Origin of the sequence: Marivibrio halodurans (assembly GCF_017963645.1) — a bacterium.
In the GTDB taxonomy this organism is placed as follows: Bacteria; Pseudomonadota; Alphaproteobacteria; order UBA8366; family Aestuariispiraceae; genus Marivibrio; species Marivibrio halodurans.
The window spans coordinates 437,880-453,831 of the sequence record NZ_JAGMWN010000002.1; the positions used below are offsets into that span (position 1 = coordinate 437,880).

Here is a 15,952-nt window from a genome sequence, read left to right on the forward strand (position 1 = left end):
CGCTTTGTCGATAGGGAATGTGCCTTGGACCTATCCGGAAACGTAGTATTGCACGACGAAGGAGACCGTCGGCACCGAGGCGATGGTCGATACCAGGATGATCGCGGCCGCGCGTTGAACATAGACGCCGTACCGCTCCCCCACCACGAAGATGAGCGAGCCCGTCGGCAGGGCCGCCATGATGACGGCGGCGGCCACGAAATGCGTCGGCATGTCGAGCATATGGGTGGCGATGACCCAGGTGAGCAGCGGGTGGGCGATGAGCTTGAGCGCGCTGACCCAGCAGACCTCCACCGCGCCGCGCCGGATCGACTGGCCGACCAGGAACAGCCCCATGGCGAACAGCGCGCAGGGCCCCGCCGCGTCGCCCAACAGGTCGAGAAAGGTGACGGCCGGTCCGGGCAGCGGGATGCCGCCTGCGGAGAACAGGATGCCGAGGCTGGCGCTCAACACCAGTGGGCTCTTCACCACGCCCAATATGACGTCGCGGGCGATGTCCCGCATCCGGCCCGTGCTGCGGTCGACTTCCAGGATCGCGGTCAGGACCGCCATGACCACGGCGCCGTTCGCCACCGTGATGATGACGGCGGGCAGCGTCATCACGTCCCCGAAGGCGGTCATCAGCAAGGGAATGCCCATATAGCCGGTATTGGAGAAGATCGCCGCGATCCCGTGCATGCTGAGCGCGCCTATCCGGTCCGCGAAGACGAACCGCGCGATGAGGACCGCCAACAGGAACACGCCGATCTGTCCGCCGTACCAGGCGGTCAGGAACGGGCCGTCGAAGATGTCGGAGAAGGGGGCGCCCGCCATAGCCTTGAAGAACAGCGCGGGCAGGGCGATGAAATAGACGAAACCGTTGAGCGCCGCCGTCGAATCCTGTCCCAGCAGCCGGAAGCGGCCCGCCAGATAGCCGGCCAGCATGATACCGAAAATGGGAAGGGTAACGTCGATCAGGGCCTGCATGAGGCGCGGAGCCTATGGCGGGATCGCGCATTTGTCGAGGCGCGCGGCCGGGGGCGGGCTGTGAGGCCGGCCGCGGGGCGGGCTGCCGTGCCTCTTGCTCGCGCGGCCAAGCTCCAGTACTGACAATATCCGCGCGGGGGGAGCCCAGCCGACGATCACGAACGACAGCGGATGATAGAATGCTTTCCACTCACGACGCGCTTATTCATTGCATGGTGTTGACCTCCGCGGCCGATGCGCAGGTCAGCGACACCGAGCTTGAGGTGATCCGCGGGATCATCGCCAATCTTCCGGTTTTCCGGGACTACGATCCGTCGACCATGAACGAGACGGCGACCGCCTGCCTCGCCATGCTCGACGACGAGGACGGGATCGACCTGATCCTCGCGCGGGTCAAGGAGGCACTGCCGGCCCGCCTGCGCGAGACCGCCTACGCGCTCTGCGTCGAGGTGGCGGCCGCCGATCTCCATGCGACGGAGGAAGAGCTGAACCTGCTTCAGATCATCCGGCAGAAGCTGGAGATCGACCGGCTGATCTGTGCCGGAATCGAGCGGGGGGCCCGCGCGCGGTTCGCGCTGGCCTGATCGGGTGTCGAACGGCTGAACGAACCTGACGCCGAGGGGCCAAGAAACCGAGGGAAGGGAATAACCATGGGGCAATTGGACGGACGCAAGGTCGCCTTTATCGGGCTCGGCCTGATGGGGAAGCCGATGGCGCGCAACCTCCGCGCCGCGGGTGCGGAGGTTCTGGTCCATAATCGCTCCAAGGCCCCGCAGGAGGAGTTGGCCGCCGAAGGGTTCGCGACCGCCGACAGCCCGGCCGAGGCCGCGCGCTGGGCCGGTGCCGAGGGCACGGTGATCGGCATGGTGACCGATACGCCGGCGGCCCGTCGCGTGCTGGTCGACGGCGAGACGGCCGTGCTGGCCGGAATCGCGTCCGGGGCGCTGGTCGTCGACATGGGTACGACCCAGGTGATGGACACGCGCGAGATGGCGGAACGCTTCGCCGAGGCGGGGGCGGCCTTCGTCGATGCGCCGGTTTCCGGCGGACAGGTCGGCGCGGAAGGCGGCAGCCTTACCATCATGGCCGGCGGCACGGACGAGAATTTCGCGCGCGCGCTCCCCTTCTTCGAGGCGATGGGCAAGACCATCACCCATGTCGGCGATGTCGGCGCGGGGCAGGTCGCGAAGAGCGCGAACCAGATGATCGTCGCGCTCACGCTGGGCGCGGTCGGTGAGGCCTTCGCCCTGGCGCGGCGCGCGGGTGTCGACCCGGCCAAGGTGCGCGAAGCGCTGCAGGGTGGCTTCGCCGGCAGCCGCATCCTGGAACTGCATGGGCAGCGCATGATCGACCGGAGCTTTACGCCGGGGGGGCGCGTATCGGTCCAGCGCAAGGACGTCGTGCAGGCCCTGGCCCTGGCGGAGGAAGTCGGGATAACGCTTCCCGGTCTGTCGCGGAACAAGGATCTCTGGGATGCCCTGATCGAGGCGGGGCACCAGGATCTTGATCATTCCGCGTTGGTGAAGGCGATCGATCCGGGCTGGTGACCCCCGTCGTCTGAACGCTTCTCCCATATGCGGACCGGAGTGTCCCGCCGGGCGCCTGCCAACCCCCTCAGTTATGCGCTTTCTGCATAGGGGGGCTGTATGATCCGCCCTTTCAAACATAACCCGAGAGCCCTATTTACAGGGTGCTTCAGTTGCTGCGCCGCAGCAACCGCCGAGGGCGGCTCCCCGCCGTCGCTCGGCCTTACGTCTCCCAGACGTGAAGCCTCCCTGTTCAACTTGCCCCCAAGCCTTTCGGCTTGGGGGTCATTTTTTTGTGTTGCGCTGTTCACACGCGGCAGGCTTCCGGCGTGGACGTGAGGCGCCGGTATCAGGGGGGAAGGATCGTTGCCGACTATCCACCGAACGGCCGTTCATTCGCGAGACGGGGCGAAAGAGGCAGGACCCCGCGCAGAACTCCGAGCACATGCTGCCGCGTTTGGCGTCACGAGTGCGGCTGGATTCGCCAGCAGTCGGGATGTTTTTTCATAAATCTCTATTTGAATATTATAAAAAATTTGAGCAAAATAAATATCTAACCCTGGGGAGGGCAGAGTCTTGACGTGGCAGGAAGAAATCGAGTCATGGGTTCGCCTCTACCGGCGGACATATGGCGAGCATGCGCGGGAGGAGGCATTACGCACCTCGCGCGAACGGCGCCTTCATGGCGATATGGAAGGCGCGCGCAAATGGTCGTCGATATCCGAGCGTCTTTGACCGAGCGAGCAGAAAGGGATCGAGCGGGAAGAAGGAGGGCGGTGCTTTTCGAGCCCCGTCCGCGTGCGGGTTCTCTCAATTCTTCCCGGAGAGGGCGCGAATGACGTCGCGCATGACATTACGGGTCCTGTCGTCGCGGATGGCGCGCCAATCGCGGGCCACCTTGGCAGCGTCCCGATCAAGCGGCGGGGAGGTGGCCGCGGCCCCGGCCAGGTCGATGTCCTGGAAGAGGGCGTTTACCGGAACATTCAGGATTTCGGCGATTCCGACCAGCCGGGACGCACCCATCCGGTTGGATCCCTTCTCATATTTCTGGATTTGCTGGAAACTGACCCCAGCCTTCTCCGCGAGGACCTGTTGGGTCATGTTCGCGCGAATCCGAAGTTCGCGGACACGATTCCCAACGGCGACGTCAACAGGGTGCGGCATGCGTCCTTCACCTTTCTGACCGGGCGTGGCGTGCTGCCTCGACATGCCGCCATTGCCTCCTTGGTCTGCGCTGAGCGATGAAAGGATTACTCAATCCGTTACGAAACTTCAATCTTAAGTGTCTGGGTTTTCCAAAAAACCGCTCTATTACTATCTAGTACAGCCAGAAATAGCTAAATCTCGGTGGTACTATAGACTTCGCAAGAATGCTTGAGGCCAAATAAGCGCGGATGTGGAATTTCTTCTACAAATTCCCTGATGTTTTGCTACTATCACGATATAATGATAAAAGAAAACACGGTCAGGGATGGTCGGCGCGTATTGCCTTCAACCTGCGTTACAGGTTAAGGGCGTTAAAATTTTGAAATATCGCCAATTAGGGGTGTCGGTGTGGAATCGATGCCATTGGGGGAGAAGGTGCCGTGCCGAACCACGCGATAGGCCGAAGCGAGGAAACCGAGGGTCCGGGCGGGGAAACCTCGATCGAGGGAATGCATGAAATATTGCGTGAACATCTGCGTCTGCAGATGAGGCGGAACGGTTTGTCCCAGCGGGGGTTGTCACGACTCGCGGCTCTGGATGAAACCGCGGTCAAGCAAATCCTGAGCGGCCGCTCCCGCTCGCCGCGACTTGACACGGTCGCGCGTCTTGCCTCCGCCCTGAACACATCGGTCGCTGATCTCATCGGGGAAAGTGCCGCCGACAGTTCAATATATTCGGTTCTGACGCGGGTTTTCGACCTGTTGCGCGATCATGCTCTTCTTTCACTTGATGAGCAGGAGAGCCGCATGGTCGCCGCGGCGATCGCCGAATGCCTGAACGATGCCGTGACGGATAAATCCACGTCCGACCCATCGGAGCATGTGGCGGCCGTCGTGCGGAATCTCGTAAGCGCGCGGAAATTCAAGGAGTCCGGGATGGATGATTCCGGGGGGCAATCCAGACCCGATTGATCGCCCCTCCCCGATTGATCGCCCCTCATGGAACGGCCGCGCTTACTGTATCAGAGTGTGGCGCGTTTATTCTGAACCGCCTGAGTCGCCTTTTTCGGTTTCCTGGGGGGAGGGGCGACGGACGCGGCGATGCGGCAGGATCTCATCCGCGCCGTCTTCTCGGGCAGCGGTTATCGGGGGCACCGATACGGCGATGCGGCGTCGCGAGCGCCCATCCGGTGGCGTTAATGGTTTCCGCCGCTCGTTTGGGTACGGGCAAGCGTCCGGATCATGTCCCGCACGATTTCGCGGGTGCTTTGATCGGGAATCCGAATCCAGTCACGGGCGACCCGCGCTGCGTCCCGGTCCAGCAACACATCTTCATTGTCGCTCGGCCGGGTCGTCGTCTCGCTCGTCTCAAGGCCCTCGAAAAGCGCTTCGACCGGCATGTTGAGGACGCCGGCGATCTGGATCAGGCGCGACGCGCCCATCCGGTTCGTTCCCTTCTCGTACTTCTGTACCTGTTGGAAGCTGAGGCCAATCCGTTCCGCCAAGGCCTGTTGCGATAGGCCGGCCCGAACCCGCAATTCGCGGACCCGGCGCCCGACGGCGATATCGGTTGGGTGAGCTGCCATGGCGATCTCCTCGCTCCCTGTATTCCGGCCCTACATGACGGACGGACGTCGCATGGACGCGATGCGCTCTGTCCCGTCCGCCTTCATCGAATCGCCCTCGGCCAAGTCCGGTATTCACCGGACCGGCCGCAGCATCCATACGCGAGAATCTCGCAATCCTCGCGTGGACACACAATTTATAGTAGGTCAGGAGGTCGGGTTTGTCACCCCTCTCGTCGGCCACACCCATCGGGGGTAGCGTGGATGGGGCGGGGCCGCCCGATCAGGGTCCGCTTTCAGCCTCGTAGGCGGAATCGATCAGGCCGATGATCTGCCGTCGCAAGGTATCATTACTGAGCTTGTGAAGTTTCGCGGCGGTGGCGATCGCCTTTCGGGAGAGTTCGGCCTGGTTGACTTCCGACATCTTAGGGCCGCCTTCCAGCCCCTCGAAGAAATACGGAACCGGCAGGTCGAGCGCGATGGCGGTTGCCCAAAGTCGTGACGCGCCGAGACGGTTCGTGCCCTTCTCGTACTTCTGAACTTGCTGGAAACTCACGCCGAGCAACGCGCCGAGCTCGGTCTGGCTCATCCACTTCGCGACACGGGCGTCGCGAACCTTCCGTCCCACATGCACATCGGTCGGATGCGGCATACTCCTAACCTCCCGTACACTGATCGTGGCGCGACCGTCCGAACCGTTGGTCAGCCCGGGCGTCACCTCTCCCCTCCTTGCCGCGTCGACGGCGCGTCGCGCCGACGTTCGAGCCCTGAGCTTGCCACGACGAAATTTCAGGCGCGCGCAACGAGGCGCGCTATCTAAAAGCCCACATGTCGATCAAGCACCCGACTTCCGTGCACTCGCTTTAGGTGAGCGTGCGATACTACCGCACGGCCGTCTTTGGATACAAGAGCCAAGCCCGATACATCTCCGTTTACCAAGTACAAAGGGCGGACAACCATTGATGTTACGCGTCATCCGGATGCTTCCTAATGAGGGTGTCCGGCGCGTGGAAACGGCGCGTGGAAAAGGAGAAGCCCGCCTTCTCGGGTCGAGGAGACGGGCTTCATCGGGCGTTCACAAACCCGTCGGGCGTGGCCGCGCCCCCGCGCCGGCGCTCAGGAGGCGTCGGGAACCTGTTCGGTTTCCTCGATGGTGATCTTCACCGCGATGTCGCCATGCATCAGGGAGAATTCATCACTGGCACCATATTCCTGCCCGTCGATCTTCACCGTGTCGTCCTGCCCTTTCAGGATGGTGAGTTCGTTGTTCTCGTCGGTCATCGAGATGATGTCCTCGAGTGAAAGATTGACGTTTGTCTGCCCCCCGGTATTGACGATATCGAGAGCTTCGATGTTCTCGACGCCGGTCACATCCTCGCTGTCGATGCTTCCGTCGGTGGGACCGTTCGTGACTTTCAGCGTGTCCCGGCCGGAGCCGCCGTCGAGACCGGATCGGCCGCGGTCCAGCCCTTCGATCCCGTCCGTGCTGTTCGCGTCGAGCGCCTGATCGACGCTGTCGTGCCGGGCCCCGAAATCAGTCTGTCCGCCCATCGCCGAAAGATCGTCACCAGAGACTTCCATCACGTCGTCGCCGGCCCCGCCCAGCAGCAGGTCGTCGCCGCCCTTGGCCACGAGCCGGTCGTTGCCGTCGCCGCCGGCCAGGATATTGGCCGCGTCGTTGCCGATGATGACATCGTCGCCGGCTCCACCCGCGACATGATCGGCGCCGGTCCAGACATCGCCGCCCAGGTCGACCTCCAGCGTATTCTCCACGCCCGCCGCCGCGGCGACCCAGTCATGGCCCGCGCCCATGTCGATCCCGTCGAAAAGTTGATCGAGATCCTCCTGGCTCAGCGCGTCCTCGTCATTGCCGCTGCGCAGCAACCAGGTGTCGAAGGCGTCCGTATCCGGCGCCTCGACCGCGACGGAGAAGCCGACGGTCCCGCCGCTGAGCGCGACATAATCGTCATGGACGCTGCCGCCGGTGAGGTTGACCGAATCCTCCGCCTCGAAGACGCGGTCGCCCAATTCTATCCGGTTGACCAGGACGTTGGAGGCGCTATCGACGGCCTTGATCTCGATATCGACCGTCTCGCCCTCGGTCACCTCGATGCCGCCAATCTCGACCGTGCCCCATTCGCCGAGTTGGCCGTGCGCCACGGTGGCGATGAAAATGCCGAGGCTGATGCCGTTGACGATTACCTCGAACCGGCCATTGCTGCCCTGGCCTTGGTTGCCGTCACCGTTGGAGCCGCCGCCATTGCCCTGGTTTGCGAACCAGTGGTCGAAGCCTTCCCATTCGCCGTCGTCGTCATCCTCGCCACCCTGCGCGCCGTTGCCGGTCCGTGCGACGGTGATGGTCAGCGTTTCGATGGTGGTTTGCGGTTCGGTGATCTCGGCCAGGCCGGAAACGACGGCGCCTTCGCCGTCGGCCTCGGTCACGAAGGCGACGCTGTCATTCTGCGCCCCTTCGGAATCCGCGATCTCGGCTGCGCTTGGTTCGACCGCGACGCCGGTTTCCGCCGCCTCGGAGGAAATGCCGTCGTCGTCGGTGACGGCGATACTGATCGTGCGCGCGCCCGGCTCCGGGGCGTCGTCGTCATTGACCAACCGGATCGCCGAGAGCGCTTCCTCATAGGCGGCCACCGGCGCGTCACCGGAGAGGACGAGGGTGAAGTTGCCCTCCCCATCGGGTCCGGCCGACAGAATCTCTAGCCCCGTCGCCTGCAGGACGCCCGCGTCGATCGTCAACGCGTCGCCCGCCTGCATGCCTTGCGAGATGGTCACGCTGGCCTGCATCAGGGTCGGGCTGTCGGCATCCTGGATCGCGATATCGCGCGCCACGGGCGTGCCGGCGAAGAGCGCATCGGTATCGATCACCAACGGCTCCAAACCCGTGACGGTGGGGGAGAAGGTCTTCTCCGTTCCGTCGACGAAAAGCTGCACATCCTCGACATTCTGGAAATCGAGGCCGATGCTCTCCACGCTTTGCAGGGCGGAGGGGTCGAGCTTCGCGGCCTTGATCGCTTCCGCGATTTCAGCGATGGCCTGCTCCAGCGCATCCATGCCGGTGGACAGTTCGATGCGCAACGTGTCGTATCCGTCGCCGCCGTCATAGGTGACGCCGGGACCATCTTGAGCGAAATTGAAGATCGCCGTGTCGTCGCCGTCACCACCGCGCAACGTGTCATTTCCGCCGCCGCCGGTTAGAACGTCGTCACCGGCATCGCCATCGATCACGTCGTCGCCGTCGCTACCATGCAAGGTATCGTTGCCGTCGCCGCCGCGGAGGGTGTCGTTGCCCGTGCCGCCGTCGAGCACGTCATCGCCCTCGCCGCCGTCGAGAACGTCGTTCCCGCCGCCGCCGGTCAGCGTATCGTCGCCGCCCCCGCCATAGAGTTCGTCGTCGTCGTCGCTGCCGATCAGCGTATCGTCGCCTTCGGCACCATAGAGGGTGTCGCCCCCCGTGCCGCCGTCGAGCACGTCATCGCCCTCGCCGCCGTCGAGTACGTCGCTCCCACCGCCGCCGGTCAGGGTGTCGTTGCCGCCCCCGCCATAGAGCGCGTCGTCATCGTCCCCACCGAGCAGTATGTCGTCGCCTTCGGCGCCATAAAGCGTGTCGCCGCCGCCGCCGCCGTCGATCACGTCGTTGCCGCCGCCCCCGTCGATCGTGTCCGCGTTGTCGGTGCCGCCGATCGTGTCGTCGCTGTCGCCGGCGATGATGTCGACACCCTGCACGCGCAGGGAGTCGATCGGGATTTCCTCCCCCTCGAGGCCGAGGACTGTCAGGCTCTCCACCCCCTGGACACGGAGGTTGAGTGTCTCGAAGACCCGCACCTCCTCGGGCCCTGGGCCGGAGGCGATCCAGTCGTGGAGAGCGATGATGTCGCTGACGATATCGGCATAGATCAGATCCGTCGGCCCGACGGTCAGCGTCAGGTTGAGCGCATCGCTCCCCGCGCCGCCATCCACGATGTCACGTCCGGCATCGGGATCGATCGTGAGGGAGAGGGTGTCGTCCCCGTCACCCGCGATAAGCGTGTCGGCGCCGGTCCCGCCGTCGAGCACGTCATCGCCCGGCCCGTTGCCGGAAGCGATGGTGACCGTCAGGGAATCGGTGAAGGTGGCGGTGTCGCTGCCGCCATCCTGATCGATATCCGTCACGGTCGTGGTGATGCCGATGGTGAAATCGCCCAGGCCGGCCGGGACGAGGGCCTGAAGCCCGTCGAGATCGCTCGGCGCGAAGGCATGCCCGATGTCGTAGGGGGTGCCCTGCGCGTCGGTCAGGACAACGCCGGCGGGAAGTGTGAAGGTGAGGGCTAGGCTCTCGGAACCGTCGATATCCTCGCCGGCACCGGCCTCGATCGTGAGCGGAATGAGCGTGGCCGCGTTCGACCCGTCGCCGGTCAGGACATCGTCGCCCGCCCCGCCGGTCAGGGTGTCGTTGCCGGCGCCGCCGGTCAGCACGTCGTCTCCGTCCGTACCCTCCAGAAGGTCGTCGCCGGCATTGCCCTCGACCCCGGCGGCATCTTCCGCCACGACCGACGGCGTATCCGGCACGGGGGCGACCACGGCGACCGCGCTCGCCGCCGCGGAGGACGTGCCGCCGGTCAGTAAGCTCGTCGTGGTCGCCGAGACGGAAAGCGTGAAATCCGCGCTGACATTGGCGGGCGGCGTGATCGCCAGGCCGGCGAGTTGGTCCGGCGTCAGGTCGATCGCCGTGCCGCCGGGGAAGTTGTCGCCCGCGGCATTGGTGAGAACATATCCCTCCGGCACGCCGTCGAGCGTCACGATGGTTTGCATCGCCGCGCCCGTCGCGACCGAAAGACCGATCGTGACCGGAATGCTCTCATCCTCGTTCGCGGGGCCGGCCGCGAGGGAAAGGGCGGTGGTGGTGTCCTGCTGCGGCCCGTCGATCGTGATCGTCTCGATTCCACTCAACGTCAGGCCGAGCGCCGGGAAGGTGCCCTGCTGCCCGGAATGCAGCGCCGCGAGCGCCTGCAGGATATCAGGATCGGTCAGATCGGCCGCGGTGTAGCTGACGACCACCCGGTCATTGCCGGCGCCGCCGTCGATCACGTCGGCGCCGTCGCCGACGCGATAGAGGATGGTGTCGTTGCCCGCGCCCGCATTGATCGCGTCACCGCCGGCCCCGCCGTCGATCGTGTCGTCGCCGTCACCGCCGAGGATGATGTCGTCGCCCGTCCCGCCATAGAGCAGGTCGTTGCCCGTCCCGCCGTCGATCAGGTCGTTACCGGCATTGCCGTAAATGACATCCGCGCCGCTGCCGCCGGTCAGATTGTCGCCGGAATAGACACTGGTCGTGTCGCCCCCGGCATAGTCGCCCCCCCGGATCACGTCGTTGCCGGCGCCGCCATCGGCGACGACGCGCTTGTCGGTGGCGCTGGCATCGATCGAATCATTGCCGGCGCCGCCATCGATCAGGACGGTTTCGTTGATGATATCGGTGTTCGAGAGGTCGCCGACCGACGCACTGTCATTGCCCGTGCCGAGATCGAGGTCGAATTCCTCCACCTCGCTCATGGTGATGATGGTACCGTTCGATTCGGTGATGATGACGTTGCCGCTCGCGTCCTGCCCAACGGTCCAGCCGGTGGGAACGGCGCTCTGGGACATGCTGATGGTGAAGATGTCCTTGCCCGGACCGCTGGAGCCGACGACCGTGCCGACGACCGGATTGCTCGGATCGTAGCGGAAGGCATAGCGCCCGGAGAACGGCGCGTTCGGCAAGCTGTCATTGAAGGGCGAGGAGGAAATCGGGCCGGACGGGCCTAGCGGCGCCCCGGGTCCCGCGGAGGGGACGAAAGAGTCGTTGTCGCCATACCGGTCGTCCAATCCGGTGAAATAATCGTAAGCCCCGCGGCCATCGTCGTTGTCGTTCGCCAGCGTGCCGGATTGCAGCGACCCCGATCCTTCCAACAGGCCGTTCAGCAGACGCAGGAAGGCCGCGCTCTTGGTGACGGCGGCGATGGCGCCGCTCGGCCCGGCGGCCGTGTCCACATCATTGAGTTGGTCGGCGAGCTTCTCCATCTCGGAATCGTCGAGCACGGCCTGATCGCCGGTCTCCCCATCCGAGGATTCGCCATCCTGGCCGTCTCGGTTGAGCGACGGCTGGTCGGGAGAGAAGGCGATGGCCTCCCCATACATCCGCGCCTGTTGCAACGGGTCCATCGTGGTGACGTCGCTCGGCGCGATATCGTAGGCCGCGACATAGGTCGTCTGCCCGACCGAACTCAGCACCTGCTCGCCGCCGGCATTGCGCACGGTCACCGCGCCCTCGAACAGGGTGACCGTGGTCTCCCCATCCTCGGCGCCAACATTGACGCCGTACTTGGTGCCGCGGATACCGATCGTGGCGACCGGCGTGCGGACCTCCACATCCTCCGGATTGGTCTTGCCGATATGGCCCGAGGCGAAGACGAAGGCGCCCTGCACCACGTCGAACAGCTGGTTGCCCGACTGGTTGCTGTCGTCATAGACCATCTGGTCGACGACGATGCGGGCCTGGCTGCCCATCGACATGGTGCTGTCGTCGACGAACAGGACACCGAGGGCGGAATCCGTCCCGGTGACGATGGTGTCGTTCTCGTAGATCTGGGAGCCGGCCTCGAGCGGTTCCTCCGTGCCGTCGGCGCGGATCACCGTGGCCGTGCCCTTCATCGCGTCGATGGTGCCGACGGCCTCGCCGAACGCGCTCGCGTCGCTGGCGATGCCGTCGGATTGCGCGATCTGACCCGCGGTTTCCGGCCCGGCGAGCTTCGCCGCCGTCTCGCCCAGGATGCGCGCGCCGCCCTCGGTCATCAACGTCGCCAGCGCGTCGGGCCCGCCGGCGAAGAAATCGACCACGACGATCGTGTCGCCGCCGGGCAGTTCGATATGGAGATCGAAGCCCTCGCGCGCGAAATCGCCTTGCAGCGCCTCGTTGCCGCCGGGGAGGAGGACCGGGTCTCCGGTCCCGCCCAGATTGACGAACAGGGTTTCGCCCGCACCGTTGCCGGTGTCGGCGTTGGACCCTTCGGTCGGCATGCCGCGCAAGGAAAAGTCCTGTGCAGCGCCGTTCAGTGGCGTTGGCGAGCTAATAGCACACCTCGCTTTCAACAGCGCCCCTATAGCGCGATGCCCGTCCAAACCCGGCACCGGCCATTCTGGCTGCGCCCATAAACCGGACGGACCACTCACGATCCCATAAGGTATTATGGCACGAAAGTGTCAGGAGCTGGAAAGGAAAAAAGGCAAGGAAAACAAACTTTTAACTACAATTTTCGTGAAATTTTAATAAAAAGTAATATAATGTCGGGGTTGCCACGCAATTGCTTTCGGCGATCTGTGATGACGATCACACTAAACCCGAATTCGGATTCGCCCGCAAGTGGCGACATACTGGGTTCGGATTCCACCGGAGTCCGCGAGCCGGCCGCCTCGGGCGTCCGGGAGGGGGGGACGGTGATCGCGAGGCAAGACGCGCGTTCGCCACCCGGCCAATCGCGGTCGGGCCGGGCGCGGTCGGGCCGGGGTGTCCCCATGTAGGCTGGGTGGGCTGGTCTATCGATAGAGCCGGTCGCCGAATTCCGTTTCGAGGCCCTTATAGAGATGCGCCACTTGCTCGCCATAGCCGTTGAAGAGCCGGGTCGGCACACTTTCCCCGGTGGAGAGTAGGCGCTCGCTCGCCTGGCTCCAGCGGGGGTGCGCGACGTCGGGATTGACGTTGGCCCAGAAGCCGTACTCGCTTTTCTGGATTTCCTCCCAGAAACCGACGGGACGTTCCTCCGTGAAGGTGAAGCGGACGATCGATTTGATCGACTTGAAGCCATATTTCCAGGGCAGAACCTCGCGCAGCGGCGCACCGTTCTGCTTCGGCAACGGCTTGCCGTAGAGGCCGGTCGCAAGGAAGGCGAGGTCGTTCGTCGCCTCCTCCATCGTCAGGGCCTCCGTATAGGGCCAGGGATACCAGCCGGCGCGGATGCCGGGCATGGTCGCCTCGTCGGCGAGGCTGGTCATGCGGATATATTTCGCCTTGGAAAGCGGCTTGGCCCGCTTAACCAGTTCCGCGAAGGGGAAGCCGGTCCAGGGCACGGTCATCGCCCAGGCCTCGACGCAGCGATGGCGGTAGACCCGCTCCTCCAGCGGCATGGCGCGGATAAGCGCATCGATGTCGAGGGTCTTTTCCTCCTCGACCAGCCCGTCGATCCTGATCTGCCAGGGACGGAGTTCCAGCGCCTGGGCGGCCTCCGCGATCTGCTTGTGGCTGCCGAACTCATAGAAGTTGTTGTAGCTGGTAACGTCGCTTTCGTCCGAAAGCGCGCGGTCCACCTGATAGCCCTCGTCGCGCGGGACGGGATAGAGGTCGGCGGTGGGATCGTCCGCCGCGCGCGCCGCGCGCGACCCGCCGGTCAGACCGGCGCCGAATCCGGCCGCCAGGATCGACCCGGCGGCGAGCCCCTTCGCGATCCGCCGCCGGTCCCGAAAGAATGCCTCGTCCGTCGCCGCGCTGTCGGGCAGCTCCCAGGAACGCTTGATCTTGATCAGCATGCTCTCCGCCTCGTCGGTGCTCGTGATACGAGGGCGGCGGTTTCCCCATGGGAATGGCCGCGTTCGCCCCCTGGTATGTAAGGGTGGGGCGCGAACGCGTCGCGTCAAACCGGATCACGAGTTGGTGACGGGCGAAGCGGTCCTCAGTAGCCGCTCATCTGAAGCGATATGGTGCCGAGGGGGCCGTAATCGGCACCGACCGTCTCGCCCGGCTGAACCTCGAAGATATCGGTGATCACGCCGGTCGTGACGAATTGGCCGGCCTTGAGGCCGATGCCGCGCGCGCGCAGATGCTCGACCACCCAGCCGAGCGCGACGAGCGGCCCCCCCATCGCGTTGCCGGAAAGGCCGTCCGTCTTCGCCGCGCCGTCGAGGGTGACGGAGACGGCGATCGCCGTCGCGTCCAGCTCCCGCCATGTCTCGCACGCGGGGCCAAGCACGAAGGCCGCGTTGGCGCCCGCATCGGCCGGGAACCAATAGGGGGTGCCGGCGAATCCGCCGCTTTCCCCGGGTCGGTCGGCGATGCGGCGATCGACGATCTCGAAGGCGGGGTGCAGCGCGCGCACGGCGCCCGCGATCTCGTCGGCCGTATAGGGCGTGGGGCGCGGCGGCAGGTCGGCCGCCAGGCTCGCGGCCACCTCCGGCTCGACGATCCGCAGCGCGCTTTCGGGGGTCGCGACCTCGGCCGGGCTCTCGGTCACCCAGCGCTCGAACAACGGGCCGCTGAACGGGCCGTCGACACCGAGGCGCGCTTGCGCCTTCTGGCTGGTGGCGCCGATCTTCCAGCCGACGACGGGGCTGTCCGTCGCCTCGATCAGGGCGTCCTGGATCGCATAGCCTTCTTCCCAATCGACCGGATCGGGTCCGGGAGGTTCGGCAAGCTTCCGTCCCGCCATTCGGGCGTCAAGGAGCGCGTGGGCCGCCGCCTTGGGATCAAGCGTCATGACAGCGCCTCGCAGGCGTGCTGGATGCGGGTGCAGGCCTCTTCCAGCGCATCCGTCGCGGTAGCGTAGGAGATCCGGAAATAGGGCGAGAGGCCGAAGGCTTCGCCATGGACGCAGGCGACGCCTTTCGCCTCCAGCAGATACTTAACGAAGGCCTCGTCGCTGTCGATCTTCGTGCCGTCCGGAGTCGTCTTGCCGATCACGCCCTTGCAGGAGGGATAGACGTAGAAGGCCCCCTCCGGCACCAGGCATTCCAGCCCCGGCGCTTCGTTCAGCTTGCCGACCACGAGGTCGCGGCGCTGCTTGAAGACGGTGTTGTTCTTCTCGATGAAGCCGTGATCGCCGTCCAGCGCGGCCACCGCGGCCCATTGCACGAAGGTCGCGGGGGAGGTCACGGACTGCGAGTTCAGCTTGTTCATCTGCTTGATCAGCTCGACATTGCCGGCGGCATAGCCGAGGCGCCAGCCCGTCATCGCATAGGCCTTGGAGAGGCCGTTGAGCGTCAGCGTCCGGTCGAACAGCGCCGGCTCCGCCTCTGCGATGGTGCTGAATTGGAAGCCGTCATAGACGATCTTCTCGTACATGTCGTCGGTCATGACATGGACGTGCGCGTTCGCCTCCTCCAGCAGCACGGCGGCCAGCGCCTTCAACTCCTCGCGCGTGTAGCAGGCGCCCGTCGGGTTGGAGGGGCTGTTCAGCATCAGCCATTTGGTCTTGGGCGTGATCGCCGCGCGCAACTGCTCGGGCGTCAGCTTGAAACCGGCGTCGGCCGGGCAATCGACCACCACCGGCTTACCCTCGCACAGCATGGTGATGTCGGTGTAGCTGACCCAATAGGGGGCGGGAATGATGACCTCGTCGCCGGCATCGATGGTCGCCTGCATGGCGTTGAAGATGGTCTGCTTGCCGCCGCAACCGACGGAGATCTGATCGGGCGTGTATTTCAGGTGATTGTCACGCTCGAACTTCCGGCAGATCGCCTCGCGCAGCGGCAGGATGCCGGGCGGGGGGCCGTATTTGGTCTTGCCCTCGGCCAGCGCCTTGGTGGCGGCTTCCTTGATGTGGTCCGGCGTGTCGAAATCCGGCTCGCCCGCGCCCAGGCCGATGACATCGACCCCTTGCGCCTTCAACTCGTTCGCCTTGGCCGTCACGGCGACGGTGGGCGAGGGTTTGATGCGGCTCATACGCTCGGCAATGAAGCCCATGGTCGGGTCCTCCGGAAATCTCGAAAAGGTGGGGCGGGGGTCGCTCGCGCG

11 protein-coding genes are annotated in these 15,952 nt (G+C 64.9%); 3 read left to right on the plus strand and 8 right to left on the minus strand.

The window, feature by feature from the left end; all coding sequences use genetic code 11:
* Positions 1-30: 30 nt before the first annotated feature.
* Positions 31-966, minus strand: coding sequence for an AEC family transporter (locus KAJ83_RS06460; protein WP_210681206.1), 936 nt, complete (start codon positions 964-966; stop codon positions 31-33).
* 179 nt (positions 967-1,145) lie between these two features.
* On the opposite strand from KAJ83_RS06460, the gene KAJ83_RS06465 reads away from it, so the two are divergent.
* Together KAJ83_RS06465 and KAJ83_RS06470 are read left to right on the plus strand one after the other, a co-directional pair.
* Positions 1,146-1,550 (plus strand): tellurite resistance TerB family protein, encoded by a 405-nt coding sequence (locus KAJ83_RS06465; protein ID WP_246484270.1) that lies wholly within the window; start codon positions 1,146-1,148, stop codon positions 1,548-1,550.
* Positions 1,551-1,616: 66 nt separating this feature from the next.
* A complete protein-coding gene (locus KAJ83_RS06470) occupies positions 1,617-2,513 on the plus strand; it encodes an NAD(P)-dependent oxidoreductase (protein ID WP_210681208.1) in 897 nt (298 codons plus the stop codon).
* A gap of 789 nt (positions 2,514-3,302) precedes the next feature.
* On the opposite strand, the gene KAJ83_RS06475 is transcribed toward KAJ83_RS06470, so the two are convergent.
* Positions 3,303-3,701 carry a helix-turn-helix domain-containing protein gene (locus KAJ83_RS06475; RefSeq protein WP_343221962.1) on the minus strand — a complete coding sequence of 133 codons (399 nt, stop codon included), beginning with the start codon at positions 3,699-3,701 and terminating at the stop codon, positions 3,303-3,305.
* Between the two features lie 458 nt (positions 3,702-4,159).
* On the opposite strand from KAJ83_RS06475, the gene KAJ83_RS06480 reads away from it, so the two are divergent.
* Complete coding sequence (locus KAJ83_RS06480; protein WP_210681210.1) at positions 4,160-4,609, plus strand: helix-turn-helix domain-containing protein; 450 nt, start codon at positions 4,160-4,162, stop codon at positions 4,607-4,609.
* A 224-nt stretch (positions 4,610-4,833) separates the two neighbouring features.
* Here KAJ83_RS06480 and KAJ83_RS06485 read toward each other — a convergent pair whose 3' ends face one another.
* From KAJ83_RS06485 to KAJ83_RS06510, 6 genes are all read right to left on the minus strand, one after another.
* Positions 4,834-5,223 carry a helix-turn-helix domain-containing protein gene (locus KAJ83_RS06485; protein WP_210681211.1) on the minus strand — a complete coding sequence of 130 codons (390 nt, stop codon included), beginning with the start codon at positions 5,221-5,223 and terminating at the stop codon, positions 4,834-4,836.
* A gap of 262 nt (positions 5,224-5,485) precedes the next feature.
* On the minus strand, positions 5,486-5,854 hold the full coding sequence (locus tag KAJ83_RS06490; RefSeq protein ID WP_210681212.1) for a helix-turn-helix domain-containing protein: 369 nt from the start codon (positions 5,852-5,854) through the stop codon (positions 5,486-5,488).
* 464 nt (positions 5,855-6,318) lie between these two features.
* Positions 6,319-12,249, minus strand: a complete 5,931-nt coding sequence (locus KAJ83_RS19490; protein ID WP_281413103.1) for a FecR domain-containing protein — start codon at positions 12,247-12,249, stop codon at positions 6,319-6,321.
* 516 nt (positions 12,250-12,765) lie between these two features.
* On the minus strand, positions 12,766-13,752 hold the full coding sequence (gene msrP / locus KAJ83_RS06500) for a protein-methionine-sulfoxide reductase catalytic subunit MsrP (RefSeq protein WP_210681214.1): 987 nt from the start codon (positions 13,750-13,752) through the stop codon (positions 12,766-12,768).
* A gap of 143 nt (positions 13,753-13,895) precedes the next feature.
* Positions 13,896-14,696: a 2-keto-4-pentenoate hydratase gene (locus KAJ83_RS06505; protein WP_210681215.1), complete on the minus strand. Its 801-nt coding sequence runs from the start codon at positions 14,694-14,696 to the stop codon at positions 13,896-13,898.
* The gene (locus KAJ83_RS06510; protein WP_210681216.1) at positions 14,693-15,901 is read right to left on the minus strand and encodes a pyridoxal phosphate-dependent aminotransferase; all 1,209 of its coding nucleotides are present in this window, start codon (positions 15,899-15,901) and stop codon (positions 14,693-14,695) included. Before KAJ83_RS06510 ends, KAJ83_RS06505 begins: the two co-directional genes overlap by 4 nt.
* Between the last annotated feature and the right edge of the window lie 51 nt (positions 15,902-15,952).

Coding starts and splice junctions, on each gene's coding strand:
- KAJ83_RS06460 (WP_210681206.1), bottom strand. CDS start 966: ATGCAGGCCCTGATCGACGTTACCCTTCCCATTTTCGGTATCATGCTG.
- KAJ83_RS06465 (WP_246484270.1), top strand. CDS start 1,146: ATGCTTTCCACTCACGACGCGCTTATTCATTGCATGGTGTTGACCTCC.
- KAJ83_RS06470 (WP_210681208.1), top strand. CDS start 1,617: ATGGGGCAATTGGACGGACGCAAGGTCGCCTTTATCGGGCTCGGCCTG.
- KAJ83_RS06475 (WP_343221962.1), bottom strand. CDS start 3,701: ATGTCGAGGCAGCACGCCACGCCCGGTCAGAAAGGTGAAGGACGCATG.
- KAJ83_RS06485 (WP_210681211.1), bottom strand. CDS start 5,223: ATGGCAGCTCACCCAACCGATATCGCCGTCGGGCGCCGGGTCCGCGAA.
- KAJ83_RS06490 (WP_210681212.1), bottom strand. CDS start 5,854: ATGCCGCATCCGACCGATGTGCATGTGGGACGGAAGGTTCGCGACGCC.
- KAJ83_RS19490 (WP_281413103.1), bottom strand. CDS start 12,249: ATGCCGACCGAAGGGTCCAACGCCGACACCGGCAACGGTGCGGGCGAA.
- msrP (WP_210681214.1), bottom strand. CDS start 13,752: ATGCTGATCAAGATCAAGCGTTCCTGGGAGCTGCCCGACAGCGCGGCG.
- KAJ83_RS06505 (WP_210681215.1), bottom strand. CDS start 14,696: ATGACGCTTGATCCCAAGGCGGCGGCCCACGCGCTCCTTGACGCCCGA.
- KAJ83_RS06510 (WP_210681216.1), bottom strand. CDS start 15,901: ATGGGCTTCATTGCCGAGCGTATGAGCCGCATCAAACCCTCGCCCACC.